Origin of the sequence: Campylobacter sp. RKI_CA19_01116 (assembly GCF_025771405.1) — a bacterium.
Taxonomy (GTDB): Bacteria; Campylobacterota; Campylobacteria; order Campylobacterales; family Campylobacteraceae; genus Campylobacter_D.
Window position 1 is genome coordinate 56,984 of record NZ_JAKMQF010000006.1, and the last position, 26,145, is coordinate 83,128.

Genomic DNA, 26,145 nt, shown 5'->3' on the forward strand with positions numbered 1-26,145 from the left:
TACTTTAAAAAGTATTAATTTTGCTTAAATAAAATTACACTATGAGAGTGTTTGTTTTTTTTACTTTATTAGTTTTATTTTTTGCTTTGGCAAATTGGTATATTTATAAAAGATTTTTAAGTAAGGTTGATTTTTTAAAACCTTATAAGAAGTTTGTATTAGCTCTTGTTTTAATAGTTTTTGCATGTGAATTAATCTTTTTTGTAAATATGCGCGGGGATTTTTTGCATGAAAAGCTTTATTATATTTTAGCTATTTTTCCTACTATTACTTGCTTTTTCTTGCTTTTTGGAGTGGTTTTTGAAATTGGTTCTTGGATTTTCTTTAACGAAAATAAAAAAGAGCAAATTTTTAGCCTTCAAAGAAGAAAGTTTTTAAAATTAATTTTTGATTCTTGGCTTATTATACTTAGCGTTAGTATGGTGTTTAAAGGCTTTGTAAATGCTATTAGCACACCTAAGGTTAATGAGGTAGATATTAAAATTAAAAATTTAAAAGAAGATTTAAACATAGCTTTGCTTTCTGATGTGCATTTAGGGAAAAATTTAGGTGAAGATTTTTTAAAAACCTTAATTGATGAGGTTAATACTTTAAATGTTGATATAATCATCATAGCTGGGGATTTAATCGATGCAGATATTGCTAGTATGTCTTATATTGATCTATTAGAAAATTTTAAATCAAAATATGGTACTTATTTTGTTTATGGAAATCATGAGTATTATAATGATATAAATGCAATAAGCAAAAAGCTTAAAACGCTTAAAAATTTCAAAGTTTTAGAAGATGAAAGTATTGATTTTGGAGATTTTACTTTAAGTGGGACTTTGGATTTGGCTGCTAAACGTTTGGGCTTTAAAGAAAGCAATATAGAAAAAATTAAAACTCAAATCAATCAAGAAAAAGTTAATATTTTAATCACGCATCAGCCAAAATATGTAAAAACTTATGATGTGAGTGGGTTTGATTTGATTTTATCAGGACATACACACGCAGGACAAATTTTCCCTTTTTCTTTGCTAGTATATTTAGAGCAAGGCTTTGTGTATGGGCTTTATAAATTAAGCAAAGATAGTTTGCTTTATGTAAGCAGTGGGGCTGGATTTTGGGGGCCTGCTGTGAGATTTTTAGCTCCTAGTGAGATAGCTTTGATTAGATTAAAAGGAGAATAAGTGGGATTTAGCAATAGTGCTTCAAAAATGTTTGGAATCATAGCAAAATATAAATTTCCAAAAATCATACAAAAAAACATTAATAAAGCTTATGTGAATGCTTTTAATATCAATATGAGTGAATTTAAATCCTTAGAAGAATATGAGAGCTTAAATGCTTTATTTACAAGAACTTTGTTAAATGAGCGAGAATTAGAAGATGGCTTTGTAAGTCCAAGTGATGGTAAAATTTTAGAACTTGGAAGTAGTTTTCAAAATGACTTAAAAGAAAATTTAGCCTTTAGTATTAAAGGTTCAAGTTATAGCATAGAAGAGCTTTTAAAAAACTCAGCTAGCAAAGAAGAATTAGAAAATGGCATAGATTATGCAAATATTTATCTATCTCCAAAAGATTATCATCATTATCACGCACCTTGTAATATGCAAATTTTAAGTGCTACTTATATGAGTGGAGCTTTATTTAGTGTGAGTGAGGCAAAGTTGGCTAAGATTATAAACCTTTATACTAAAAATGAAAGAGTAGTTTTAAAGTGCTTAGTGGAAGGAAAATTTATACTTTGGATGGTATTTGTGGGTGCGCTAAATGTAGGTAAAATGCATTTTAGTTTTGATACTAGTATACAAACTAATGCTGCAAATTTTGATTTTACTCATACTTATGATGAGCTTTTTGTAAAAAAAGGTCAAAGACTTGGAAATTTTGAGCTAGGTTCGACGATAGTTTTAATCGCTCAAAAAGGGTTTTTAAAATTTAGTAAAAATGCTTATGAGCAAGTTGAATTTTCTAAGAAGATTGCGGACTTTGTTTAGTCTCATCTTCATTAGCAACTTTATATAAAAAGGCAAAAATTTCAGCCACTGCTTTATACATATTAGGTGGGATTTCATCACCTAGATCAAGCTTGCTAAGAACTTCTACTAAGTCTTTGTCTTCTTTTATGGGTATGCCATTTTCTTTAGCTAAAGAGATGATTTTAGCAGCGTTTTCACCTTTAGCATTAGCTAGAATTTTTGGTGCATTTTGATCTTCTTTGTTATAGCCTAGCGCAACGGCTTTTTTTGTTTTTTTAGCCATTTTTAAGCCCTTGTATCAAAACCCATATTAAAGTCATTGTATTCTTCTTGATTATGAAATTTGCTTTTAACTATATCACTGATGAAAAAATTAGAGCTTAGAAGTCCTACTTTAACTAAGGCTTTTTTTAGCTCATGTGCTCTTTCGTAAAGTTTTTTTCTAAAATTAGCATTTTCTATCATCATATTTATATCAATGTATTTATCATTACTTAGAGATAAAAATACATTGATTTTTCCTAATTTTTCAAATTCAAGATTAATTTGTGCATAAAATTTATCTTTTTTACCGCGTTTAAAAACTACATTAGATTTTTCTAAATCATCCCAAAAGAAAGGTAAAAAAGTATGAATGCTATTATTGGCTAAAGATAAAAGCTGATTAAACTCAAGCTGAGCTATAAGACGATTTGCTTGATTTAATATGCTTTCATTGTCTAAATTTTTAGCCAGATTAGAAACTTGCAAAAGAGTGGATTTGATGTCTTTTTGTAATTCTGAAGAAATTTCTGCAGTATCTTTTGGAGTAATTTTTCCAAGATCTTTTATAGAAAGTTCTAATTTTTTTTCTATGTTTTTTATATCATCTAAAGAATTTTTTGCTTCATAATTTTTAGGATCTAAAGCTTTTAAAACCTCATTGAGTTTTCTTCCTATTAAGCCTAGTTCTTTGTTTAGATTATTTAAAAGCTCTTCTTGTAAATTTTGACTAAAATTAAGATTTTTACTTACATTTTGTTTGAAAATATTTTCTAGTAAAATTTTACCTGAAGTACTTTTAAATATATCTTCTAATTTAGTGTTATTTGTTTGTAAATTTTGACTTTTATTATCATTTTTGTTTAAATCTTCAGTATTTTTTTGTGGTGTTTTGGGCTCTTCTTTAGGATTTTCTTTGATATCTTTGCTTTGTGGTGTTTTTTCTTCTTTTGTGTTTTGAATTTCTTTATCTTTTGTCATGCTTTCTTGTTTTTGTTGAGCTTCTTTTTTATCCTCTGTGTTTTTTTGCGGAGTTTTTATTTCCTCTTTTGATTCTTCTTTGATGTCTTTAGTATGTGGAGTTTTATTTAAATTTTCTTGTGTTATTTCAGTTTTGTTTTTGTGATTTTTTATATCTTTTAAAAGTGCTATAAGATCTTTAATGCTTTGACTAAGCTCTTTTAATATATGCGTATTTTGAATTTTTATATTTTCAGGTTTGGCTAGTTCTTTGTTGATAAGTGCTAAATTTTTACTGAGATTTTTAATGAAATTATTAGCAATATTTTGTAGCTTTTCTTGACTAATGGAGTTTGGATTTTTATTGATATAGTTTTTAAAATTTTCTATTTTATCAAATAGTTTAAAAAGTGTCTTGTAATTTGTATTTTCTAAAGAAATTTTATTATCTTTTTTGTGATTTTGTAAGATGTGAATAAGTTCTTTTAGTGTACTTGTGGTGTCAAGATTTTTAAGATCTAAATTACTTATATCGCGTTTTAGATTTTCACTAGTAGCCCCTTTTATGGTATTTAAAAGATTAAAAAAGCTTTGTGGTAAATTTTGTTCTTTTAAAGAATGATTGAGTTTTGCTTCTAAAAAAACACCTGAATTTTTTACCAAGGATGAAAGATTTTTATTGTTGATATCTTTAGCGGGTTTAACTAGATCTTCTAAAACTTTAAGTAGTTTTTCAAATTCAGGATTTTTAGAAAGCTCTGCTTGAAGTTTTTTAAGTTCATTAGCAAAATTAGGTGCAAAATTTAAATCTTTGTGATTTTTTAATATTGCTAAATCAGGATCTTTGTTGGTTTTGATTTGATCTAAGAGTTTATTTAATAATTCTTGTAATTTTTGATCGATTTTGCTTACATAGTCTTTAGGCAATTTGACTTCAGGATCATTTTTAGAAAATAAAGGATTTTTTAAAGCATCGTTAAGTGAGGTTTTTTTGTCCGATTTCTCACTTTTGTTGTCTTTGTTTGTTTCGTTTTTTGCAAATTGATTTTGATTGTTAGAAATATTAGTTATCATCTAGCATTACCATATTACCTGGTTTTCTTTTAAATTTGGTTAGATTTTTAAATTTTGGTTTATCTATAGCAAAGGCAATTAAAACAGTTAATAAAACGATGTAAAAATACATAAAACCATTACCTTCAAAATAATACATTAAAGTTCCAAGCACAGCAGGCGCAAATAAAGCACCAAAAGAATAAGTAAAAAGAACGGCTCTGCCAAGTTCAACTCTTTTGCTAGAATCTTCAAGCATGTCATTTGCTCTAGCTAAAGAAAGAGCATATAAACAACACATTCCCATACCCAGCAAAAAGCCAAAAAAGTATTTTAAATAAATATTATAGCTTAATAGTAAAATACAAAGCATAGCACTTAAAGCCGTAAAAGCACATAAAATAATAGCAAATTTACGACTAATTTTATCAGAAAGGGTTCCGATGAAAAGTTGAGATATAAACCCTCCTAGCATGGTACAAAATATAAAAATCGAAGCTTCTTTTGCGCCAAATCCTTGTATGAGTATAAATAAAGAAGCCATGGAGAAAAATCCATTTAAAAGCATACCTGCTATAAAGCTTGTCACTAAAGCTAAAGGCACTATATCAAAAACTTTAGGGATGGAAATTTTGGTTTTTTGTGGTAAAACCGGCTCTTTAATACGGATTAAAAATAAAGGAATAGAAGCAAACATAATAAAACTAGCGCTTAAAATAAATACTGTATTACTTGGGAAGTCAAATGACATAAGTAAAATCCCAAAGCCTGATGATGAATAAAATACTACTTCATAAAAGGCTATTACTCTTGAGCGAATAGCATTTTTTGCTTTTTCATTAAGCCATGATTCTATGACCATTAAAAGTGCATAGTAACAAAAACCAAGCAAAAATCTCAAAACCATCCAAAAATAAAGATTAGAATTTAAACTATGAAGCATAGTAGCTATACCAAAAATGATGGCAAAAATTCCAAAAGATCTTATATGTCCTACTTTAGAGACTATCCTATGAGCACTAATAGTGCTTACCATAGCACCAAGAAAATAACAACTTCCTATTATCCCTATATAAAAATTACTAACATCGTTATGTTTTAAAATAATTGCTATAGAATTTACCGTTAAAGCACTTCCTATAAAAACAAAAATCATACCAAAAAACAATGCAGTTAATGATCTAATCGTTCTTTTTGAGCTCAACATTTTCTTATTAAAAAATTATATATTAATACCGCTATGGGTGTGACAAACATTGCACAAAACAAGGCAAAAATACTCATTAAGCCTTGAAACTCTAAAAATAAAAATCCTGCTATTAAAAACACATAAGCAAAAATTTTAAACAAAGAAAAAAAAGCTAATGCGTTTTTAAAAATACTTTTAAATTTTGGTTTTAAATCGTCATCTATATGGATAAATTTTATAATTTTTGGCAAAGAATATCGTTTTTTAGCAAAAATTTGCAAGGGTCTTTGAGTAAAAGTGTAATTTTTAGCAGCCTTATAAATAAAATTTTTGTAATTTAAAAAAGAAAATAAAATGATCAAATTTTGAGCTAAAAATCCAAATTCAAAACTGATGAATAATTCAAAGCTTATTCCTTTATAGAAAAAAACTCCTGCTAAGAAAAGTAAATTTAATCCTAGCAAGAGTTTTAGTAAAATTTTAGGCTTTAGGATCATTTTTTAAATCTTTATAGCGATTTTCTTCTTTAAATTCCTCATAGCTTTTTACTTGTGCTTTGTAAGCTTTGTAAACATTTAAAATCGCTGCAGCTACTCCTATAAACACTCCTACCCAAAAAAGCCAAGATATACCGGTTAAATTTTTTAAAAAATAGCCTATACCAACCCCGATTAAAACAGCTACAACCATGGATATACCAAGGCTTAATCCATCTGCAGCTTCTATACCTTTACGAATGATTTTTTGTCTTTTATTCATAGGGTTTTAAAACTTTCTTGTGCTGCTTGTATAGTTTTATCAATGATTTTTTTATCCATACATTCACATATAAAACCTGTTTCAAATTGAGATGGTGCCAAATACACGCCTTTGCTTAGCATTTGTGCATGAAATTTAGCAAATAATTTAGTATCTGATTTTAAAGCATCTTGATAATTATTAACAGGGTTTTCACAAAAGAAAAATCCAAACATAGAACCAACGCAATTAACTTGCAAAGGAATTTTACAATCATTTGCAGCTTCTTTAAAGCCTTGAGTAAGTCTTTTGCCTAGTTTTTCTAATTTTTCATATAAACCTTCATAATTTCTTGCTTTTTTTAAGCTCGCATAGCCTGCAGCCATAGCAAGAGGATTGCCACTTAGTGTTCCTGCTTGATATACCCCGCCCAAAGGACTTAATAAATCCATAATTTCAGCTCTTGCAGCAAAAGCAGCCGCAGGCATACCTCCGCCTATAACCTTACCAAAAGTTACTATATCAGCTTTTATATTATTAATTCCAAAAGAGCCTAGGTATGAAGCTCTAAAACCACTCATAACTTCATCAAAAATTAAAAGAATTTGATGCTCATCACATAGTTTTCTTAGCTCTTGTAAAAATTCTATTTTAGCAGGTACTAAGCCCATGTTTCCTGCAATTGGCTCTATAATGATACAAGCTATATTATCATCGTTATTGATTAAGTTTTTAACACTATCAATGTCATTATAAATAGCTACTAGAGTATTTTTAGCTACATCGGTTAAAACACCTAAAGAACTTGGGGTGTTAAAAGTAGCTGCACCACTTCCAGCACTTACTAGTAAAGAATCAGAATGCCCATGATAACATCCTTCAAATTTGATGATTTTATCTTTTTTACTAAATCCTCTTGCAAGACGAATGGCACTCATAGTAGCTTCTGTGCCACTGTTTACAAAGCGTATTTTGTCTAAATGCGGCCAATCTTTTAGGATAAATTTAGCTAATTTAGTTTCAGCTAGGGTTGGTGCGCCAAAGCTTGAACCGTGTTCTAATGCTTTTTTACAAGCTTTTTCAATATCCTCATCACAATGTCCAAAAAGTAAAGGCCCCCAACTTTGTACATAATCTATATAAGTATTATCTTCTATATCACTAATATAAGCACCTTTTCCTTGCTTGATAAATAAAGGATTGCTACCTACACTTGCAAAAGCACGCACAGGAGAATCAACCCCACCTGCTATATATTCACAAGCTTCTTCAAAGGCCTTTTTATTATTTTTCATTTTTTACTCCTTTTGTTGTTAGTAATATAATCATAAAGCGATTTCATCTCATCTTCTGTTAATGAGTAAGTCGGCATAATGCTTTTTGCCTCCTGAGGTTGGCTTAGAATTTCTCTAAAACGTGCATAAGGAGTGTTTTTAATACTCGGTACTATAAAAGGAGTTTTTTCTCCATTTTTAGTGTAATATCCTAGTGTTTGTTGTCCTCCATCACCATGACATTTAGCACAACTTATGCCTCTTGGATTTTTGTAAAGGGATTCTTGGTATTCTTTAGGTGAGATAAAATCTTCAGCCCAAACACCATAAACTATAAAAAACAAAAATAAAATAATTTTCATTTATCACCTTTAACAAAAAAGAAGTTTTATTATGATACAATTTTTTAAGTTAAAGAAAGCTATAAATTTAAGGAAAGAAATGACACTTTTAGATGGTAAAAAGCTAAGTGATGAGATAAAAAATAATCTAAAACAAGAAGTATTAGAACTTAAAACCCAAAGTATAGAGCCTTGTTTGGCTGTGATTTTAGTAGGTGAAGATTCTGCTAGTGCTACTTATGTGGGCTCTAAAGCAAAGGCTTGTGAACAATGTGGGATTAAGTCTTTGGTTTATAGGCTTGATGTAAACACAACTCAAAATGAACTTTTGGCTTTGATTAATACTTTAAATCATGATGATAGTGTTGATGGAATTTTAGTTCAGCTTCCATTACCAGCACATATTAATAAAGATATCATCCTAGAAAGTATTAATTTTAATAAAGATGTAGATGGTTTTCATCCTTTTAATGTCGGGAATTTAAATTTAAATTTAAAAGGTGGTTTTTTGCCATGTACACCTTTGGGTGTTATGAAAATTTTAGAGCATTATGATATAAAATTACAAGGTGCTGATGTAGTTGTAATAGGAGCTTCTAATATAGTAGGTCGTCCTATGGCTACGCTTTTATTAAATGCTAATGCTAGTGTGAGTATTTGTCATATTTATACAAAAGATTTAAAAGCTTATACAAAAAATGCTGATATTATCATCGTAGCAGCAGGTTGTCCAAATCTTTTAAAAGAAGATATGGTTAAAGAGGATGTGATAGTAGTTGATGTAGGGATTAATAGGGTTGATGGGAAAATAGTGGGTGATGTTGATTTTGAAAATGTAAGTAAAAAAGCTAGTTATATTACTCCTGTACCAGGTGGAGTAGGGCCTATGACTATAGCAATGCTTTTAGAAAATACTATAAAATCAGCTAAAAATAGGATTAAAAAATGAATTTTTTGAAAAAAATCTATAAATTTACGCAATCTTGGACAGGAACTTTAATAGTTGTTTTATTGATTATATTTTTCTTTATACAAGCTTTTACTATACCAAGTGGTTCTATGAAAAATACTTTATTAGTAGGGGATTTTTTATTTGTAAAAAAATTTTCTTATGGTATTCCAACTCCGCATATTCCTTGGATAGAAGTGCCTGTTTTACCTGATTTTAATAAAAATGGACATTTAGTAAGTGCTGAGGGTCCTAAAAGAGGAGATATTGTAGTATTTAGATATCCGCATGAGCCAAAAATCCACTATGTAAAAAGATGTGTGGCTAAGGGCGGAGATGAGGTTGTTTTTGCAAATAAAACCTTATATGTGCGTATGGTTGAGGGTGATGAATATATGAAAGATTATTATCCTAATAAAACAAAAATCATAGGCGGAAGGCTTTTTGTAAAAGAACCTTTTGTAGAAAAAGGAATACATTATGATTCTAGAGTGGATATAGAAAGTGTATTTTTTCGCTATTTAAATTTAGGTCAATTTGCTATGAAGCCCGCTTCTTTTGATGAATTAGGTGCTAATAATATTTATGGTTTTAATGCTTATTATTATAAAGTTCCTGAAAATGAGTATTTTATGATGGGAGATAACCGTGATCACTCTAGCGATAGTAGATTTTGGGGAAGTGTGGATTATAAATATATAGTTGGTCAACCTTGGTTTATTTATTTTTCATGGGATGAAAATAAAAAAGTTAGATGGGAAAGAGTAGGGCGTTTGGTTGAAACTATAGAAAAAGATGAGCGTTTTATCCATCATAATGAAAGCGATATAGAAGCTTTGGAATAATTACTCAAAGAAACAATGTAAAATTTTTATGTGTAGAAAATGTATAGTTTCTACACAAATTTATAAAAATATACACTCTTAATTTTATTCGTAGATTTTTTTAAGCTCCAAGTTGTAACAATTAACACAAATAAAAATCAAAGCAAAAAAATAAAGGATAAAAAATGCTAAGTCAAAGATCTCAAAATTTAGGAGAATCCTTAACTTTAGTAATGACTGATATAGCCAAAACTTTAAAAGCAAATGGTGAAAAAGTTATTAGTTTTTCAGCAGGTGAACCTGATTTTGATACTCCAGAAATCATTAAAAAAGCAGCAATTGAAGCCATTGAAAAAGGTTGTGGAGCTTATACGCCAGTTGTTGGTATAAAAGAAGTTATAGAGGCTATACAATATAAATTTAAAAATGATAATAATTTAGAATATAAAGCAAGCGAAATCATTACCAATGTTGGTGCTAAACATTCTTTGTTTATGGCGATTGAGTGTTTAGTTGAAGAAGGTGATGAGGTTATCATACCAAGTCCTTATTGGGTAAGTTACCCTGAAATGGTGAAATTTGCAGGCGCAACTCCTGTATTTATAGAAGGTGAAGCAAAAAATGGCTTTAAAATTACTCCTGAGCAATTAAAACAAGCTATTACTTCAAAAACAAAGGTTTTGATGTTTAATTCCCCATCAAATCCTACAGGTGCTATATATTCTAAAGAAGAAATTACTGCTTTAGCTAAGGTTTTAGAGGGAACTAAAATCGTAGTTTTAAGTGATGAGATTTATGAAAAATTAGTTTATGATGGAGAATTTTGTGCTTTTGCGCAAGTGAGTGAAGATGCTTTAAATAGAACTGTAAGTATTAATGGTCTTAGTAAATGCGGTGCTATGCCAGGATGGCGTTTTGGATACATGGCAAGCAAAATGAGTGAGTTTAATAATGCTGTTAAAAAATTACAAGGACAAAGCACTTCAAATATCTGCTCAATCATTCAGCATGCAGCTTTACCAGCCTTACTTGGAAAAGCAGATAGTGATATTGAAATGATGAGACAAGCCTTTTTAAAGCGTAGAGAATTAGCGTGTGAAATTTTAGCTAAAAGCGATAAGTTAAAATTAGAACAAATTCCACAAGGAGCTTTTTATTTATTTATCTCTTGCAAGGAAGTTGATAATGATTCTATGAGATTTTGTAAAAGATTATTAGAAGAGCAAAAAGTAGCTTTAGTACCAGGCATAGGTTTTGGCATGGAAGGGTATTTTAGGCTCTCTTATGCAACTAATGAAAAAGATATCATTGAAGGTTGTGAAAAAATCGTTGAATTTGTAAAAAACTACTAATTTCTTAAGCCTGTTAAAAACAGGCTTTCTTTCAAAAAAACTTATAAGCAAGTCTTTGGTATGATTATGCAAAAAATATAGGAAAATCAATGGAATTTGAAGTTCAATATAAAAGTGCAAATGCTAGAGCTTGTCGTATAAAAACTACACATAGTGAAATTTTAACTCCTATTTTTATGCCAGTTGGAACTTTGGCTGCGATTAAAAGTTTAGATGCTGTTGATATGAGTGAGATTTTAAACGCAAAAATCATTTTAGCAAATACTTATCATTTGTATTTAAGACCAGGATCTAAGGTGATTAAACAAATGGGTGGCTTGCATGGTTTTAGTAAATTTAATGATTCTTTTTTAACAGATAGTGGGGGTTTTCAAGCTTTTTCTTTAAGTAAAAATTCCAAACCTGATGAAAAAGGAATTCAATTTAAAAGTCATATTGATGGAAGTTTGCATTATTTTACCCCGCAAAGTGTTTTAGATGCACAGTATGATTTTAACTCAGACATTATGATGATTTTAGATGATTTAGTGGCCTTGCCTGCAAGTAAAGAAAGAATAGAGCTTTCTTTAAAACGTACTATAAAATGGGCAAAAGAAGCTATTGATTATCATAAATTAAAGCAAAACCAAGGTGTAGGAATAGGGCAAAATATCTTTGGTATTATCCAAGGTGGAACGGATTTTGAAGCTAGAAAAATTTGTTCTCAAGCACTTTGTGAGATGGATTTTGATGGACTTGCTATAGGTGGATTGAGCGTAGGAGAAGAAAATGAGGCTATGTATGATACGGTTGAAGCTATGATGCCTTATGTGGATAACAATCGCCCTAGATATTTAATGGGAGTTGGCACACCTGAAGATTTGGTAGAAAATGTAGCAAGAGGTGTTGATATGTTTGATTGTGTGATGCCAACAAGAAATGCAAGAAATGGAACTTTATTTACTAGCTTTGGAAAATTTAATATCAAAAAAGCAGAATTTATTACTGATCATGCTCCTATAGACAGCAAATGTTCTTGCTATACATGTAAAAACTTTTCAAGGGCTTATTTAAATCATTTATTTAAAGCTAAAGAATTAACCTTTTTTAGACTTGCAAGTATTCACAATTTGCATTATTATCTAAATTTGGTAAAGCAAATGCGTGAAGCTATTATCAAAGATGAATTTGAAAATTTTAGAAAGGAATTTTATAGACAAAGAATGTAAATAAAGTGGTACGCCCAAGAGGATTCGAACCTCTGACCTTTTGAACCGCAATCAAATGCTCTATCCAGCTGAGCTATGGGCGCAAAATAAAAGAGTAATTTTATCAAAAAATTCTTAAAATTAGCAAAAACAAGTAATTTTATAGAATTTTTATATTTTTATGCTAATCTTCTTTGAATAATATTTTAGCTTAAGGCAAAGTAATGATACATAAGATTTTAATAGCTAATAGAGGTGAGATTGCAGTAAGGGTAATCCGTGCTTGTAGAGATTTACATATAAAAAGCGTTGCTGTTTATACTGAACCTGATCATGAGTGTTTGCATGTAAAAGTTGCTGATGAAGCATATAGAATAGGAACTGATGCCATAAGAGGGTATTTAGATGGCAAAAGAATAGTTGAAATTGCTAAAGCTTGTGGAGCCGATGCTATACATCCTGGATATGGCTTTTTAAGTGAAAATTATGAGTTTGCTAAAGAATGCGAAGAAGCAGGGATTGTCTTTATAGGGCCAAAATCAGATGTTATCCGTAAAATGGGAAATAAAAATATAGCAAGATATTTAATGAAAAAAAATGGAATTCCTGTGGTTCCAGGTACTGAAAAATTAAATCATTGTACATTAGAAGAGATAAAACTTCAAGCTTTAAAAATAGGTTATCCGGTGATTTTAAAAGCCAGTGGTGGCGGTGGTGGTAGAGGTATACGCGTAGTACATAAAGAAGAAGATTTAGAAAAATCTTTTGAAGCTTGTAAGAGAGAGGCATTAAGCTTTTTTAAAAATGATGAAGTTTTTATGGAAAAATATGTTATTAATCCAAGGCATATTGAGTTTCAAATTTTAGCAGATAATTATGGTAATATCATTCATCTTTGTGAAAGAGATTGTTCAATACAAAGAAGACATCAAAAAATTATTGAAATTGCACCTTGTCCAAGTATCTCAGAAAAACTAAGAAAAACCATAGGAGTTACCGCAGTAGCTGCTGCAAAAGCTGTGGGTTATACCAATGTTGGGACGGTTGAGTTTTTACTTGATGATTATAATAGATTTTATTTTATGGAAATGAATACAAGAATTCAAGTAGAACACCCAATCACAGAAGAAATCACAGGAATTGATCTTATCACAAGACAAATTCGTATAGCAAATGGGGAAATTTTAGATCTTGAACAAAGTGATATAAAACCAAGAGGTTTTGCGATAGAAGCTAGGATTACAGCAGAAAATGTATGGAAAAATTTCATTCCAAGTCCGGGTAAAATCACAGAATATTTTCCAGCTTTAGGGCCATCTGTGAGAGTAGATAGTCATTTATATAAAGACTATACCGTGCCGCCTTATTATGATTCTTTGCTTGCAAAATTAATTGTTAAAGGTTCAAGTTATGATAGTGCAGTTAATAGACTTGAGAGAGCTTTGAAAGAATTTGTGATTGATGATATTAGAACAACTGTGCCATTTTTGATTGCAATTACCAAAATAAGAGAATTTAGAAGAGGGTATTTTGATACTTCTTTTATAGAAACACATATGGAAGAGCTTTTAGAAAAAACAGAAGATAGACACCAAGAAAACAAAGAAGAAGTAATTGCTGCTATAGCTGCGACTTTACAAAAGATAAAAGAAAGTAGACAATCATGAGTTTTTTAGATGAATTAAAAGATATAAAAAAAGCACTCCAAAAAGAACAAGGTCAAGTAAAAAAAGAAAAGGTTAAAGCAAGTAAAAGTGGAGTTAGTATGAAAAATACTGACTTAGATGCCATACAAAAAGATTTAGCTAAACAAAATGAAGATAAAAAACAAGAGCAAGAATTTGAAGATATGTTTTTAAAAGAAGAGCGTTTGGCTAATGAATTTATGGAATTTGTAAAAAATAGTGATATTAAAAAGATTTAATGAATAATATTATTGGTTTTTGTACTTTAGAAGAAGAATGCCCTTATCTTGAAAATAGATACTGTAGAAATGAGTATAATTATATATCTTTTATCACAAAAACACAAAATCAAGAACTAGTTTCAAGAGGTTGGCGTCGCTTTGGTTCGTATTTTTCAAGACCAATATGTAATGATTGTAATGAGTGTCAAAATTTACGTATTTTAGTAGAAAATTTTCATTTTAGCAAAAGTTATCGCAGGGTTTTGAAAAAAAATACAGCCACTAAAATAATCTTACAAAAACCTTCTTTAAGTGATGAGCATTTATTGCTTTATGAAAAATATCACCATTACCAAAAAGATAAAAGAAATTGGAAAATTTATGATTTAAATTTTAGAAAATATTATAATCTTTATGTAGATAATGCTGGTACTTTTGGATACGAGCTTGATTTTTATATAGACAATAAGTTAGTTTGTGTTGATTTGATTGATATTTTAGAAGATGGAATTTCTAGTATATACTGTTTTTATGATCCAGATTTTTCCCATCTAAGTCTTGGTAAATACTCACTTTTAACAGAAATTAAACTTGCACAATTAAAAAAATTAAAATATATTTATTTGGGATATTTTGTAAAAGGGTGTCAATCTTTAGCATATAAAGCCGATTATAGTCCAAATGAAATTTTAAAACACACTAGTGCTTTAAATGAGCAAGCATTTTTGTGGAGTTAGGTTTATAGAGAGGATTTTATGCAAGTAGTGCAAACTTTAGAATCAGTTAGTGTTAATACTGATGATTTTTTAATGTTTAAATATTTTCAAGATCTTATCCGTAAAAATTTTTCCAAAGTTATAGGTAATAAAAATAAAACCTTGTCTTTTTTTGTAGAAAATGAAATTCCTCAAAGAAGATATTTTTTAAAACTTGTTAATCACAAATATAAAAAAAATACTGGAAATCAAATTGATAATCTTGCTTTTGCACATTATAAAACCTTTAAATTAAATCTTGCTCAAGCAAATACTTTAAAACCTGTAATCTTTGCTAAAATAGGTTTTGCACAAAAGAATATTTTAATCACACTAAGTTCGAATGAAAAATTATTTGCTGTGTATTTAGAGCAGTATTTTAAAGATCATAAAAGCGTGTATGATGAAAAAAATTGTATTTTTTCAGTAGAATACAAAGATGATAATACTTTAAATCTTTTAGAAATTTTAGCTAGTGTAAATGAGCATTTGAAATATTGTGTTGATTTTACGATTAATGAAACTCAGCTTTTAGAATTTAGAAATAAAATGAAAAACAAAGCTAGTACTAATTGGAAATTTAATGCTCTGGCAAAGCTTTTTGAAAATTATTTTCAAACACTAGGATGTAATTCTAGTGATGATTTTGCTACTATTAGACAAAATTATCTTAATTTGGTTAAAATTTATCATCCTGATCGCCATCAAGGTAAAAGTAAGATCGAACAAGCTTATTGCCGTGAAGAATTTGAGAAAATTCAGCTTGCTTATGAGAGTTTAAAATCTTTATATAAAAATAACACTTGATGCTAAAATAACATCATTTTAAGTTGCAATTTATTAAAATTAATTTTTTATAAAAATTTAGGGAATAACATTGGTTGCTGATAGAAAGTTATTTTTTTTAAGTTGCATTCTTATAACTATAGGAATACTTTTTTCATATTCTTTAAGTGCTTTTACTGTTCTTTATTTAGAATATAATGAATTTCACTTTTTTATCAGACAGCTTTTTTTTGGGCTTAGTGGTATAGCTATTATTTATTTTGTTTCAAGATTAAATCCTGATAGTAAAATGGCGCATTATTTGATGATAAGCGTTTTACTCATCTCTTTTTTATTTATACTTATTTTACCTTTTCTACCTACCTTTCTTGCTACTGCAGCAGGTGGTGCTAAAAGGTGGATTAGGCTTGGTCCTTTATCTATCTCTCCAGTTGAATTTTTTAAAATAGGCTTGATTTATTTCCTTGCTTGGTCTTATACAAGAAGAATTGATGATAGCAAAAAAGCAATCAAACATGAAGTTTTAATTTTAATTCCTTATTTTATTTTAGCTGCTTTTGTTATTGGTTATATTTATATGACACAAAATGATTTAGGGCAAAGCGTTATTTCTTTTTTCTTGGTTTTTGCTTTAGCTTTTTTTGCAGGAGCTAGTAAAAGACTTTTTGCTTTTGGTGTGGTTATTGTTGGAATGATTGGGGTTTTGGTAATCTTAAGTAATCAAAGAAGAATTCAGCGTATTTCTGCTTGGTGGGGAAATATCCAAGATGCATTTTTACCTTTCTTTCCTGATTGGCTAGCAAGTGTTTTAAGAGTAAGTCACAACTCAGAGCCTTATCAAATTTCACATAGTTTAAATGCTATAGCTCATGGTGGATTTTTTGGAGAGGGTTTAGGGCTTGGAACTTTTAAACTAGGATTTTTAAGTGAGGTGCACACGGACTTTGTCTTATCAGGGATTACTGAAGAGATAGGACTATTGGGATTAAGTATTATTTGTTTTATATATTTGATGGTAATACTTCGAATTTTTAGAATAGCAGGGCGTTGTGAAAATAAAGTTCATTTTTTGTTTTGTTCGGGCGTAGCTTTGCTTTTATTGTTTTCATTTTTTATGAATGCTTTTGGAATTATTTCCTTGACTCCATTAAAAGGTGTTGCTGTGCCGCTTTTAAGCTATGGAGGTAGTTCAATGTGGTCTATTTGTCTTGGAATAGGCTATGTTTTAATGATTAGCAAAAAGGTAAAAATATAAATTTGTTAATTAAAATATATAAAAAATAACTTAAATAAAAAATATTTGCTATCAAGTCTTTACAAAAAACTTTTTTCTGCTATAATTATGATATATTTATTATACAAGGAGGCGGATATGAAGAAATACAGGCGTTTAAACACATTATAATCATTTATCAATTTTATTTTTAATTTTTAACAAAGGAAAGAAATGAAAAAAATATTATATGTTGTTTTGGCGTTATTTGGTATATTGGCTTTAGGTGCTTGCTCAAGCGATAAAAATCAAGCTAGTGCTTCTAGTGAAAAAGTTTATAAAGTAGGTATAGCTGCAAATTATCCTCCTTTTGATTTTGTTAAAGATGCAAAAATTACCGGATTTGATGTTGATTTGCTAGAAGAGATTGCAAAAAGAGAAAATTTAAAACTTGAGTGGGTAAACATGAGTTTTGATGGTTTGATCCCTGCTTTAAAAGCTGGAAAGATTGATATGATAGCTTCTGCTATGAGTTCAACACCACAAAGACTTACTAGCATGGATTTTAGTGATACTTATTTTAATACTAAAAATTTATATTTAAAACTAAAAACAGATTCTGGTGTTAGTGATAAACAAAGTTTGGAAGGTAAAAAAATAGGTGTTCAACTTGGAACCATCCAAGAAAGCGCTGCTAAGGCTATTCCAAATGCTCAAGTGGTGGCTAGCGAAGAAATGTTAGCTGCAATTTTGTCTTTAAAAGCTGGTAAAGTCGATGCAGTTTTAACAGATAAAGATATCGGTAAAGGTTATTTAAAAACTAATGAAGAGTTAGAAGCATTTTTAGAAGAAAATGATGGAAGTTCAGGGTTTTGTATAGCTTTTGATAAAGGAAAACAAACTGAGCTTGTTCAAAAAATTAATGCAGGTTTAGAAAAAGTTAAAGCCGATGGTACTTACCAAAAAATCGTAGAAAAATACGATTTGCAATAATCAACTTAAAGCCTTGATACTTGCTTTCAAGGCTTTAAAAAAATACTCTATATCTTCTTTTGTGTGTGTATAATGAAAACCCACTCTTAGCCAACCTGGTTTAAAATTTAATTCTTGATTATCTTTTAATTTTAGTAAATCATGCCCATAAGGTCCTGCGCAAGCACAGCCTGCTCTTGTTTCTATCTTATAAGTTTTGCTTAGTTTGTAAGCTAAATCAAAAGGAGAAATTCCTTCTATGTTAAAAGCAAAAATAGGCAATCTATGAGTGATATTTTTTGCATATAAGATCATTTTTGGAAAATTTGTACATTGTTTTAAAAAATACTCACAAAGCTCTTTTTCTTTTTTTTCTATATTTTTTAAACCTATTTCATTGCGTACTTTAAAAGCTAAACTTGCTCTAATAAGTTGAATAATTCCAGGTGTGCCACCTTCTTCTAAATTTTCAACCTCGCATAAGTATTGCTGAGAAGTTCTTGAAACATAGCCTACGGTTCCACCTGCAGCAAAGCTAGGAGTATTACCACATAGATTTTTTTTAATAGCAAGTAAGCCACAAGATCCTACACCACCAAGTAATTTATGAGAACTGATAAACACTGCATCGTAAAATTTAGGATTTAAGTTAGCATAAGGAGCTAAGGTGGAAATATCAAAGGCGACTACGCCATCATACTGTTTGATTAGAGTGTAGATTTTTTTATAATCACTTAAAATTCCTGTGACATTTGAAGCAGCGTTAAAGCTTGCTATGATTTGTCTGTTTTTGGATTTTTTTAACAATTTTTCCAAAAAAGCATAATCTAGCTCACCATTTTTATCTAAGGGTATGCGAACGCATTCACACAAAGCTTCTCTGAATGAAAGTTCGTTAGAATGATGTTCATAAGGTCCCACTATAACTAAAGGTAAGGTGCTTTTATCTGTATTTTTAAAGTATTTTTCTTTAATAAGCGGGGGTATATATAGACCTAAAAGTTCTTGAAATTTTTTAATAGCAGCTGAAGATCCACTCCCGCAAGCTATAAGAGCAAAGCTATTATCTAATTCAAGGTATTTTTTTAAATTTGTTCTTGCATTTTCATAATGTTGCTGTGTGATGAAAGAATTTAAAGAGCTATCTGAATGTGTATTTGCATAAGTTGTAAGAATTTTTTTTATTTCTTTTTCTATGCTTTTTAATGCTAAAGCGCTAGCTGTAAAATCAAAATAATATATGCCTTTTTTTAAAATAATATCTTGTTTTAATGTTTCAATATTCAAAAAAATCCCCCAAAAATTTGTTAAAATTATATCATACAAAATATTTAAAATAAGGATGTGGTTATAAATTTTAGTGATTTTTCAAAACGCTGTGAAACTTTGGAGCTTAAAAATATTTTTGATTTTTATAGTATTTTTGATGAGTTTGAATTTGATTTGAAATTAAGTTTATATGATAATATTTTAAATGTTTTTATTTTAAAAGCTTTTGATATTTTATCTTATTTAAATTTAGATGATAATGCTTTGAAGGCTTTGAGCGTTTTAAGTAAAAATGATAGAAAACGCTATTCTATCAATAAATCTATTCCGCATTTTCAAGCTCTAGGACTTGTTAATAAACTTTTAGAAAAAAATATTTTGACTTTGGAAAAAAGTCAAGAAAAGCCTATTGTGAAAAATAAAAGACAAAAGATTAAAAAAGAATTACGCTCATATAGCATTCAAGATAAGGTTGTTTTTAAAAATCAAGGATTGAGATTTTTCTTTTATTTTATATATCCTAATTTAAACTTAATTACGATGAAAAGATACAACGAGCTAATGGGAATAATACAAGAAAATTTAGAAAAATATCAAAGCTTTACTTTTGAGCTTTTGTGTAAAGAATTTTTAGCTAAAAAGCTTAAGGTAGAGCAAGTGTATAGTTTTTGGAATTATTATTGTGAGATAGATCTTTATTATAAAAAAGAAAATTTTTGTGTTTTAGGTGAGGTTAAATTTAAAGAAAGAAAAATATGTAAAAATATTTTAAATACCTTAAAAAACAAAGCAAAACAGTTGCAAATTCAACCTAATTTATATGTGCTTTTTTCAAAGAGTGGCTTCAGTAAAGAGCTTATTCTAAATAAGGAGCGTAATTTGCTTTTATATACTTTAGAAGATTTTCAATTTTTAATTAAGGATTAAGTGTGGATGAGAATATTTTAAAAAGTTTAGATTCTAGTGAAAAGGAAGATTTCCAAAAAGGTTTAAAATTTTTAATAGAGCAAACTTTTGTAGTAGAAAATGCTTACAATCAATTGATAAAAAATCATACAGAGTTAATGCAAACAATGAATGAAATTATAGAAGTTTTGCCAATGGCTTTGTGGGTTTTAGATACTAATAAAAAGATAACACTTCAAAATAACTTAGCTAATCAACAACCAAAACTTTTAGAAAAAATTGATCTTGAAAAAACTCATTATGAGCTTGAGTTTGATCATAAATTTTATTTAATAAAAGTCACCTCTCATGCGGATAAGCTTATAGTTAGCGCCACTGATATTAGCGATGAAAAAAGGAATGAAAGATTAGCCAGTATGGGTACAGTAGCAGCACACCTAGCACATGAAATACGCAATCCTATCGGTTCTATTTCATTGTTAAGTTCAACTTTGTTTGAAAGAAGTGAGTTAAAAAATAAGCATATAGTATTAGAAATTCAAAAAGCTATTTCTAGGGTGGAGCGTATTGTAAATTCTACTTTGCTTTTTACAAAAGGAGTGCATGTTAATTTAAATGAATTTAATTTAAAAGAATTACAAGATGAATGCGAACAAGCTATTGGAGCTTATAATTATCTAGCTAATATTGATTTTACATTTGAATTTTTAGATTTAAAAATCAACGCAGATAAATCTTTGCTTGCTTTGGTTTTGCAAAATTTGCTTTATAATGCCATAGATGCTATTGAAGAAAGTGAAAATGATGATGGTTGTATAAAAGTTAAATGTGAGCAAAAAGAAGATAGAGTTTTTATCAAAGTTTATGATAACGGGGTAAGTATCAAAGATAAAAAAATGGTTTTTGAAGCTTTTAAAACAACTAAGTTAAAAGGCAATGGTCTAGGACTTTCTTTGTCAAAACAAATTATTGATGCACATAATGGAATTTTAGGTTTTGATGAAAATCCAAAATGTTTTTTTATAGAGCTTAAAATTTAAGCTCTATAAAATAAATTTTTTCTTAAAATAATAAAAAATATTTGTCCTCATAGCTCAGCTGGATAGAGCGCAGAATTCCTAATTCTGAGGCCGCAAGTTCAAACCTTGCTGGGGACACCATTATTATTTAAATACATTTCTTACATTTCTTTAAACATCTATTTTTAGGTATTTGTAGTATTTTATTTATTTCTTTTATTTCATTTATTTGATATAATTTCAATACCCATTTTATACCCAGCGTTATTTTTTATAGGTATTGGGTATATTTTTGGTATTTTTTGGGTATAAAGGGCGAAAAATGGCACTCTCTCAAAGTGATATAGAAGCATTAGAAATAAAGGAAAAACAATACTTAGTTCCGCTCGGTGAGCCAAAAGAGCTTTATTTAAAAATTCATCCTACAGGTAGAAAAGTTTTTCAACTTAGAGAACAAAAATTAAAAAAATATATAACCATAGGAGAGTTTAGAAAAGGATTGTTAAGTCTTGCAGAAGCTAGAAAGGAAGCGATTAAGATTTTACAACAATTAAGAAGCGGGGATTTTATCGATAACAAGAATAAAAAATTTACATTAAATATGGCAAATGATCATTATATAGAAACTATAGGAAAAAAACTTTCATATTTTACTATCAAAAAGGAGCAGGGGACTTTTGTAAAATACATACAGCCTATGCTAGGAGAAAAGCCTATTAATTTGCTAGAAAAGAAAGACTTTCTTCCTATTTATGATCATATGAATTCAAAAAATATTTATTCAACTTTAAATAAAAGCATTGCTTTTATTTGCAGGATTTTAGAACTTGCAAGACAAAGAGGAGAATTAAAAACTAATATTATTGTAGATTTGAAAGATTTACAAAAGTACTATAGATTAATCAATGATGATTGCAATGTGAAGCATTTTAAAGCTTTGGTAGAAGAAAAAGAGGTTAAGTTTATGCTCGAATGTATGAAAGAATACAGACAAAGAGCTAGGGTTAATGTGAATATTATAAATGCAATTTATTTTACGCTTTTGACAGCGCAAAGAAGTAAAAACATACGATTTGCTAAATGGAGTGAGATAGATTTTGATAATAATCTTTGGGTTATACAAGCTGAAGATATGAAGGTAAAAAGCAATGGTGAAAATATTATCCCATTGAATGAATATGCATTAAAAATATTACAAATACAAAAGATGTTTAATGTAAACAAAGAATATGTGTTTTTTAATTTTGATAAATGCATTAGCGATAACTTTGCAAGCAAGTTTTTCAAAATGTATGATTTGAAACATACAATACATGGATTTAGAAGTACTTTTAGGAGTATATGTACAGAAAAAAGCAACGAGCTTATAAAACTTGGCATAGGCAAAGATATCGCTGAAATGATATTACACCATGTAAATGGAAGTGAAGTTGAAAGAGCTTATAATAGAAGTAAGGCCATTGATTTAAGAAAACAGCTTATGAATTGGTATGGCGAATACTTAAATTCTTTGTGTCCATTTGATTTTAAATGATAACTTTTTTAGATTTAAACCAATGATCTAGTTCTGTTTTTTTGTACCTGATTGTTTTAACATCAATCTTGTAGTGTGGCATGCCATTGCTTCTTGCTCTAAATTGTTGTAAAGGGTTTAATCCATACATTTGCTCTACTTGCTTTGGTGTTAAAAATTCTATATTTGACATGGGGTTTCCTTTAAATATTGTATTTTATATTGATGATTTTAAACAAAATGTCTTTGTATGCATTCCATACTTGCGTATAATCTTCACGACCATCGTTTAACTCTTCATTTTTTACATTTTTCCACCATGATATGCTTTCTTGTTTGCAACCTATGGCTATATCTTGAGAATTAAAGGATATAGAAAATTTTTCTACTTGTAATGAGCATATGTTTTCCATATCTCCTATAGTATTTGAAATTAAAGTATTTTTAAAAAATGGATTTGTAATTCTTGTTTTTAAGAAATTGTTTTCTCTTAAATCAGCCCCGCTAAAATCACAATCTATAAATCTAGCAGAATTTGAAAAAATGTTTTGTAGCGAGCAATTTTTAAAATTAGTTTCATTTGCAATTACATCTTGCATATAAGCGTTTTTTAAAACAGCATTTGTAAAAACAGCATTTGATATAATGCTTGATTGAAAATCGCAACATTGTAAAATGGCATTAGTGAAATCAGCCCCGATTAGATCTAAACTATTAAAATCTATGCCTGCTAAATTTTGCTCTTTAAAATTAGCATTTTTTAAAGATATTTTTTTCTTTCTACAAAAATCAAGTAGTTCGCTCAAACTAAATTCAGTTTTTTCTATAATAATATTTCCATTTTTGTCATAAATTGTAGCCATTTTATTTCCTCTTGTTTTAGAATTAATATTGTTTTTTTGTGGGTTTAGATGTGGTTTTCGTGGATATTGCCGATTATTTCTAATCTATCACAAACACCATTTCTAGCTTGTCTATATAGTTTATAAGACATTTCAAGCCAATTCTCTTTGACGCCTTCATCATTTTTATCATATTCAAATTTTTTTAAAAACTCATCATAATCAGGACAAGCCATGAAAACACCATATCTAAATTTAATTACCAAGATTTCACATTCAAAATACCTTACTATATCCCCTTCATAAATCTTTTTACCATTTTTATCATATAAGCCTGTCCAAAGTTCGATTTCACAATCACAACTCCAATTATCAAAAACCAAATCACCATAATGTGTTTCTCTTCGTATAAATCCAGCTAAAGAGTCTTCTCTATCAATACTATCAGAGTATTTAGATATTGTTCTGTTTTTAATAATATATGCTTTTAAATTATTACCCCAAATCCTAAAATCAAAATCTTTTAATTTCATTTTTCAATCCTTTGCTTGTATAGTTTTAGATATTTTTCTATATTTTCTTTATCAAATAATTGATAAAGAAAGTCAAAATAGTTTAAATCAATCAAGTAATCAAATAAATTTTTAATATCTTCTGTCATTTTAATATCATAATGTGGGTGTGATGATATTGCATTAATAGTCTGCCAACCACATCTATATAAACTCATAATTTTTAACTTTTTATCTAAGTTATCGCCGTTGTATTTTAATAACTCTAATTCCATAAAATCATTAAATACTTCACTAGCAAATATAGGTATGTGATTATATTTTTCATAATCACTTTTTCTAAGTTTATATAGTTCTATTTTGCAATCAAGATAAAATCTAAATTTTTCAACTTTATTACTAAAATCATAATTTGACTTATCTATTACAGTTTCCAAATAAGAACTAAAATCATAAATATATTCTGATGTATGTAAATCAATATTTTCTTTTTTCAATTGTTAATCCTTTAAGCTGTATTGTTTTTTAAAGTTAACTTTTTTATTAGTTCTTTATTGGTTTTGCAAGCTTAAGTTTAAAAATTCTCCAGTAAATATAAAAATTCTTCTCCTTACAATGTTTTCTAAAAATTCATATGAGATACAATTAGGTATATTTACATACATTTTCATAGGTAAGAAAGATCTAGACATATCAAATATAATAGCATTCTTAGCTTTATTTTCTAAAGCTTTTGTGCTATCAGACATATCTTTATTAAGTGTTATAGAGAATATAACTTCACTATTATTCATATAAACATTATAACTGCTAGAAATATCATTAAATCTACCCCTCATTAAATCTATAATCACATCTTTATTTGTATTAATATATGATTTAATTTCCTTAATGGCTAAATTTTTCTTTAAAATCTTTCTTGTGGAACTTACTTTACCATCTACATAATAAATACTACGCTCTCCATCTTTTATTAAATCTTGTATCTTCATTTACAAACCTTTTTTAATTATTTAACCCTAATCATGCCATTTACATCAATACTTTGATTAGTGTTAAAATTTTCTAATTCTTTCCCATACAAAGCATAAGCTACTGCATAACTAATTTTAATTTGTATCATTTTTAATCCTTTCTATAAATATTTTGAATTCTGTTTAAAAAAGATGAGCTTCCAAACTGCAAATATAATCATCGCTATATTCAGGTTCTTTTTTATTTGAGAAGGGGTTTAAACATAAAGTTTCCCTAAACTCATTAAATTCTTTTCTGCAATATTCTTTAAAATCATCTTCACTAGCTATTGCAAATCCTTTGCTTTTTAAACCAAGAATAGATTCTTTTTCCCATAAAATATCTTTTCTGATGATTTTATCACTATCATAATCAACTCTAAAACAAGGTTGAAAATAATAAGTTTCATATCTTCCTAGTAGTTGATCAAAAGCATTATTTCTATCATAACCTTCTCTTTCATACCTAAACTTTTTAACTATTATGTTAAATTCCCCATTTTCATCTGGAATTTTTAGAAAATCTCTACTGCTCATATAATATCTCCATTAAAAGTTACATCTAATCGCATTGTATTACTCCTATAAACAATGTAAAAATCTTATATAGTTATACAACTCTTCAGCTTTCTCATCAGAATACTTAAAATCTTTATTAGCTCTAAGAGTTCCATCTAAAAAATCAAGATTAAAACTATTTTCATGCGCTCTTTTTTTTGACTTTAATGTTTCCATTAAATTCTTTAGTATTTTCATCTTTTAGAAATGCTATAAAATCTAAGCATTCTTGATTTATTTGTTTAATTTGTATCATTTTTTAACCTTTTCTATAATTTATGAAATTGTGTAAAATTGATATTTTCTGTTTCGAATTTTTCTCTCACAAATTCAATTGCACGCACATATGGAATAATTGGATCATTTTTTTTCCAAAAATATCTTATATTTATAACTATGCAACTTCCTTTAATTCTTTTTCCATCGTTTATCGTTGTCTCATAAGCGCAAAAATAATGAGTTTGAATTTTTAAAAAGTTAAGTATTTTTTCTGTATTCATATTAATCCTTAGTAACCAAATAAACAACCCAAGCTATTAAGGCTATTATTGATAATAAAAATATTGTTGAATGTATATAAAGCAAAGTAATCATATTAGTCCTTGTTCTATTTTTTAAATTTAAAAATCCTTTTATATTTTTTAAGATTATCTTTTGAGAAAATTTCAAGAATAAATAATCCTATGATAATTGCACAAATCCCAAGAAATGCAAAAGTTAAAGCTAATATTGAGATAATAATATTAAAAGCTTTTGAGAGGGCATTTAAAGCAGATCTTATTGTTTTTG

The 26,145-nt window shown here is 28.4% G+C and carries 31 protein-coding genes and 2 tRNA genes; 16 read left to right on the forward strand and 17 right to left on the reverse strand.

Features of this window, described 5'->3' with window-relative positions; all coding sequences use genetic code 11:
• The first annotated feature begins 41 nt into the window (after positions 1–41).
• Together L8U41_RS05800 and L8U41_RS05805 are read left to right on the forward strand one after the other, a co-directional pair.
• Positions 42–1,172, forward strand: a complete 1,131-nt coding sequence (locus tag L8U41_RS05800) for a metallophosphoesterase (protein WP_263728052.1) — start codon at positions 42–44, stop codon at positions 1,170–1,172.
• A complete protein-coding gene (locus tag L8U41_RS05805) occupies positions 1,173–1,982 on the forward strand; it encodes a phosphatidylserine decarboxylase (protein WP_263728053.1) in 810 nt (269 codons plus the stop codon).
• Here L8U41_RS05805 and L8U41_RS05810 read toward each other — a convergent pair.
• The 7 genes from L8U41_RS05810 to L8U41_RS05840 are packed head-to-tail and all read right to left on the reverse strand — an operon-like array spanning position 1,957 to position 7,801.
• The gene (locus L8U41_RS05810; RefSeq protein WP_012661291.1) at positions 1,957–2,247 is read right to left on the reverse strand and encodes a FlhB-like flagellar biosynthesis protein; all 291 of its coding nucleotides are present in this window, start codon (positions 2,245–2,247) and stop codon (positions 1,957–1,959) included. The genes L8U41_RS05805 and L8U41_RS05810 overlap by 26 nt on opposite strands.
• 2 nt (positions 2,248–2,249) lie before the next feature.
• Entirely contained in the window at positions 2,250–4,259 is a 2,010-nt protein-coding gene (locus L8U41_RS05815) for a flagellar hook-length control protein FliK (protein ID WP_263728054.1), read from the reverse strand.
• Positions 4,249–5,442, reverse strand: coding sequence for an MFS transporter (locus L8U41_RS05820; protein WP_250325593.1), 1,194 nt, complete (start codon positions 5,440–5,442; stop codon positions 4,249–4,251). Before L8U41_RS05820 ends, L8U41_RS05815 begins: the two co-directional genes overlap by 11 nt.
• Positions 5,439–5,924, reverse strand: coding sequence for a hypothetical protein (locus L8U41_RS05825; RefSeq protein WP_263663971.1), 486 nt, complete (start codon positions 5,922–5,924; stop codon positions 5,439–5,441). The genes L8U41_RS05820 and L8U41_RS05825 overlap by 4 nt, the downstream gene beginning before the upstream one ends.
• A complete protein-coding gene (locus L8U41_RS05830; RefSeq protein WP_257906551.1) occupies positions 5,908–6,186 on the reverse strand; it encodes an AtpZ/AtpI family protein in 279 nt (92 codons plus the stop codon). The genes L8U41_RS05825 and L8U41_RS05830 overlap by 17 nt, the downstream gene beginning before the upstream one ends.
• Complete coding sequence (gene hemL / locus L8U41_RS05835; protein WP_263728055.1) at positions 6,183–7,460, reverse strand: glutamate-1-semialdehyde 2,1-aminomutase; 1,278 nt, start codon at positions 7,458–7,460, stop codon at positions 6,183–6,185. The genes L8U41_RS05830 and hemL overlap by 4 nt, the downstream gene beginning before the upstream one ends.
• Complete coding sequence (locus L8U41_RS05840) at positions 7,457–7,801, reverse strand: c-type cytochrome (protein ID WP_263728056.1); 345 nt, start codon at positions 7,799–7,801, stop codon at positions 7,457–7,459. Before L8U41_RS05840 ends, hemL begins: the two co-directional genes overlap by 4 nt.
• A gap of 79 nt (positions 7,802–7,880) precedes the next feature.
• On the opposite strand from L8U41_RS05840, the gene folD reads away from it, so the two are divergent.
• From folD to tgt, 4 genes are all read left to right on the forward strand, one after another.
• Complete coding sequence (gene folD, locus L8U41_RS05845) at positions 7,881–8,729, forward strand: bifunctional methylenetetrahydrofolate dehydrogenase/methenyltetrahydrofolate cyclohydrolase FolD (RefSeq protein ID WP_263683000.1); 849 nt, start codon at positions 7,881–7,883, stop codon at positions 8,727–8,729.
• Complete coding sequence (gene lepB / locus L8U41_RS05850; RefSeq protein WP_039617949.1) at positions 8,726–9,574, forward strand: signal peptidase I; 849 nt, start codon at positions 8,726–8,728, stop codon at positions 9,572–9,574. Before folD ends, lepB begins: the two co-directional genes overlap by 4 nt.
• A gap of 164 nt (positions 9,575–9,738) precedes the next feature.
• A complete protein-coding gene (locus tag L8U41_RS05855; protein WP_263728057.1) occupies positions 9,739–10,905 on the forward strand; it encodes a pyridoxal phosphate-dependent aminotransferase in 1,167 nt (388 codons plus the stop codon).
• A gap of 89 nt (positions 10,906–10,994) precedes the next feature.
• The gene (tgt, locus tag L8U41_RS05860) at positions 10,995–12,113 is read left to right on the forward strand and encodes a tRNA guanosine(34) transglycosylase Tgt (protein WP_263728058.1); all 1,119 of its coding nucleotides are present in this window, start codon (positions 10,995–10,997) and stop codon (positions 12,111–12,113) included.
• A gap of 6 nt (positions 12,114–12,119) precedes the next feature.
• On the opposite strand, the gene L8U41_RS05865 is transcribed toward tgt, so the two are convergent.
• Positions 12,120–12,196, reverse strand: a tRNA-Arg gene (locus tag L8U41_RS05865).
• A gap of 120 nt (positions 12,197–12,316) precedes the next feature.
• Between L8U41_RS05865 and L8U41_RS05870 the strand changes: the two genes are divergently transcribed.
• From L8U41_RS05870 to L8U41_RS05895, 6 genes are all read left to right on the forward strand, one after another.
• Entirely contained in the window at positions 12,317–13,759 is a 1,443-nt protein-coding gene (locus L8U41_RS05870) for an acetyl-CoA carboxylase subunit A (protein WP_263663960.1), read from the forward strand.
• Positions 13,756–14,016 carry a hypothetical protein gene (locus L8U41_RS05875; RefSeq protein WP_263692280.1) on the forward strand — a complete coding sequence of 87 codons (261 nt, stop codon included), beginning with the start codon at positions 13,756–13,758 and terminating at the stop codon, positions 14,014–14,016. Before L8U41_RS05870 ends, L8U41_RS05875 begins: the two co-directional genes overlap by 4 nt.
• On the forward strand, positions 14,016–14,735 hold the full coding sequence (locus tag L8U41_RS05880) for an arginyltransferase (protein ID WP_263663958.1): 720 nt from the start codon (positions 14,016–14,018) through the stop codon (positions 14,733–14,735). The genes L8U41_RS05875 and L8U41_RS05880 overlap by 1 nt, the downstream gene beginning before the upstream one ends.
• Before the next feature lie 18 nt (positions 14,736–14,753).
• The gene (locus tag L8U41_RS05885) at positions 14,754–15,560 is read left to right on the forward strand and encodes an adenylosuccinate lyase (protein ID WP_039617961.1); all 807 of its coding nucleotides are present in this window, start codon (positions 14,754–14,756) and stop codon (positions 15,558–15,560) included.
• Positions 15,561–15,630: 70 nt separating this feature from the next.
• Positions 15,631–16,794 (forward strand): putative lipid II flippase FtsW, encoded by a 1,164-nt coding sequence (gene ftsW / locus L8U41_RS05890; protein ID WP_257397039.1) that lies wholly within the window; start codon positions 15,631–15,633, stop codon positions 16,792–16,794.
• A gap of 192 nt (positions 16,795–16,986) precedes the next feature.
• Entirely contained in the window at positions 16,987–17,745 is a 759-nt protein-coding gene (locus tag L8U41_RS05895; RefSeq protein ID WP_263728059.1) for a basic amino acid ABC transporter substrate-binding protein, read from the forward strand.
• On the opposite strand, the gene L8U41_RS05900 is transcribed toward L8U41_RS05895, so the two are convergent.
• Entirely contained in the window at positions 17,746–19,011 is a 1,266-nt protein-coding gene (locus tag L8U41_RS05900; protein ID WP_263725242.1) for an aminotransferase class V-fold PLP-dependent enzyme, read from the reverse strand. It abuts the gene before it with no gap.
• 57 nt (positions 19,012–19,068) lie between these two features.
• On the opposite strand from L8U41_RS05900, the gene L8U41_RS05905 reads away from it, so the two are divergent.
• The 4 genes from L8U41_RS05905 (at position 19,069) to L8U41_RS05920 (ending at position 22,452) form a co-directional block, all read left to right on the forward strand.
• Positions 19,069–19,920: a DUF234 domain-containing protein gene (locus L8U41_RS05905; protein WP_263728060.1), complete on the forward strand. Its 852-nt coding sequence runs from the start codon at positions 19,069–19,071 to the stop codon at positions 19,918–19,920.
• Between the two features lie 2 nt (positions 19,921–19,922).
• Positions 19,923–20,939, forward strand: coding sequence for a sensor histidine kinase (locus L8U41_RS05910; RefSeq protein ID WP_263728061.1), 1,017 nt, complete (start codon positions 19,923–19,925; stop codon positions 20,937–20,939).
• A 43-nt stretch (positions 20,940–20,982) separates the two neighbouring features.
• Positions 20,983–21,059: transfer RNA gene (locus L8U41_RS05915), tRNA-Arg, on the forward strand.
• 181 nt (positions 21,060–21,240) lie between these two features.
• On the forward strand, positions 21,241–22,452 hold the full coding sequence (locus L8U41_RS05920) for a tyrosine-type recombinase/integrase (protein ID WP_263728062.1): 1,212 nt from the start codon (positions 21,241–21,243) through the stop codon (positions 22,450–22,452).
• Here the strand turns inward: L8U41_RS05920 and L8U41_RS05925 are convergent.
• From L8U41_RS05925 to L8U41_RS05960, 8 genes are all read right to left on the reverse strand, one after another.
• A complete protein-coding gene (locus L8U41_RS05925) occupies positions 22,445–22,624 on the reverse strand; it encodes a DNA-binding protein (RefSeq protein ID WP_039625719.1) in 180 nt (59 codons plus the stop codon). The two genes, L8U41_RS05920 and L8U41_RS05925, sit on opposite strands and share 8 nt — an antisense overlap.
• A 10-nt stretch (positions 22,625–22,634) precedes the next feature.
• Positions 22,635–23,294, reverse strand: coding sequence for a pentapeptide repeat-containing protein (locus L8U41_RS05930; protein WP_263728063.1), 660 nt, complete (start codon positions 23,292–23,294; stop codon positions 22,635–22,637).
• Positions 23,295–23,338: 44 nt separating this feature from the next.
• Positions 23,339–23,806: a YopX family protein gene (locus tag L8U41_RS05935; RefSeq protein ID WP_263728064.1), complete on the reverse strand. Its 468-nt coding sequence runs from the start codon at positions 23,804–23,806 to the stop codon at positions 23,339–23,341.
• Positions 23,803–24,282, reverse strand: coding sequence for a hypothetical protein (locus L8U41_RS05940; protein ID WP_263691455.1), 480 nt, complete (start codon positions 24,280–24,282; stop codon positions 23,803–23,805). Before L8U41_RS05940 ends, L8U41_RS05935 begins: the two co-directional genes overlap by 4 nt.
• Before the next feature lie 54 nt (positions 24,283–24,336).
• Positions 24,337–24,777: a hypothetical protein gene (locus L8U41_RS05945; RefSeq protein ID WP_263728065.1), complete on the reverse strand. Its 441-nt coding sequence runs from the start codon at positions 24,775–24,777 to the stop codon at positions 24,337–24,339.
• A 165-nt stretch (positions 24,778–24,942) separates the two neighbouring features.
• Positions 24,943–25,335: a hypothetical protein gene (locus L8U41_RS05950; protein WP_263728066.1), complete on the reverse strand. Its 393-nt coding sequence runs from the start codon at positions 25,333–25,335 to the stop codon at positions 24,943–24,945.
• Between the two features lie 45 nt (positions 25,336–25,380).
• A complete protein-coding gene (locus L8U41_RS05955) occupies positions 25,381–25,533 on the reverse strand; it encodes a hypothetical protein (protein ID WP_263728067.1) in 153 nt (50 codons plus the stop codon).
• A gap of 92 nt (positions 25,534–25,625) precedes the next feature.
• Positions 25,626–25,856, reverse strand: a complete 231-nt coding sequence (locus L8U41_RS05960) for a hypothetical protein (protein ID WP_263725054.1) — start codon at positions 25,854–25,856, stop codon at positions 25,626–25,628.
• Positions 25,857–26,145: the final 289 nt, after the last annotated feature.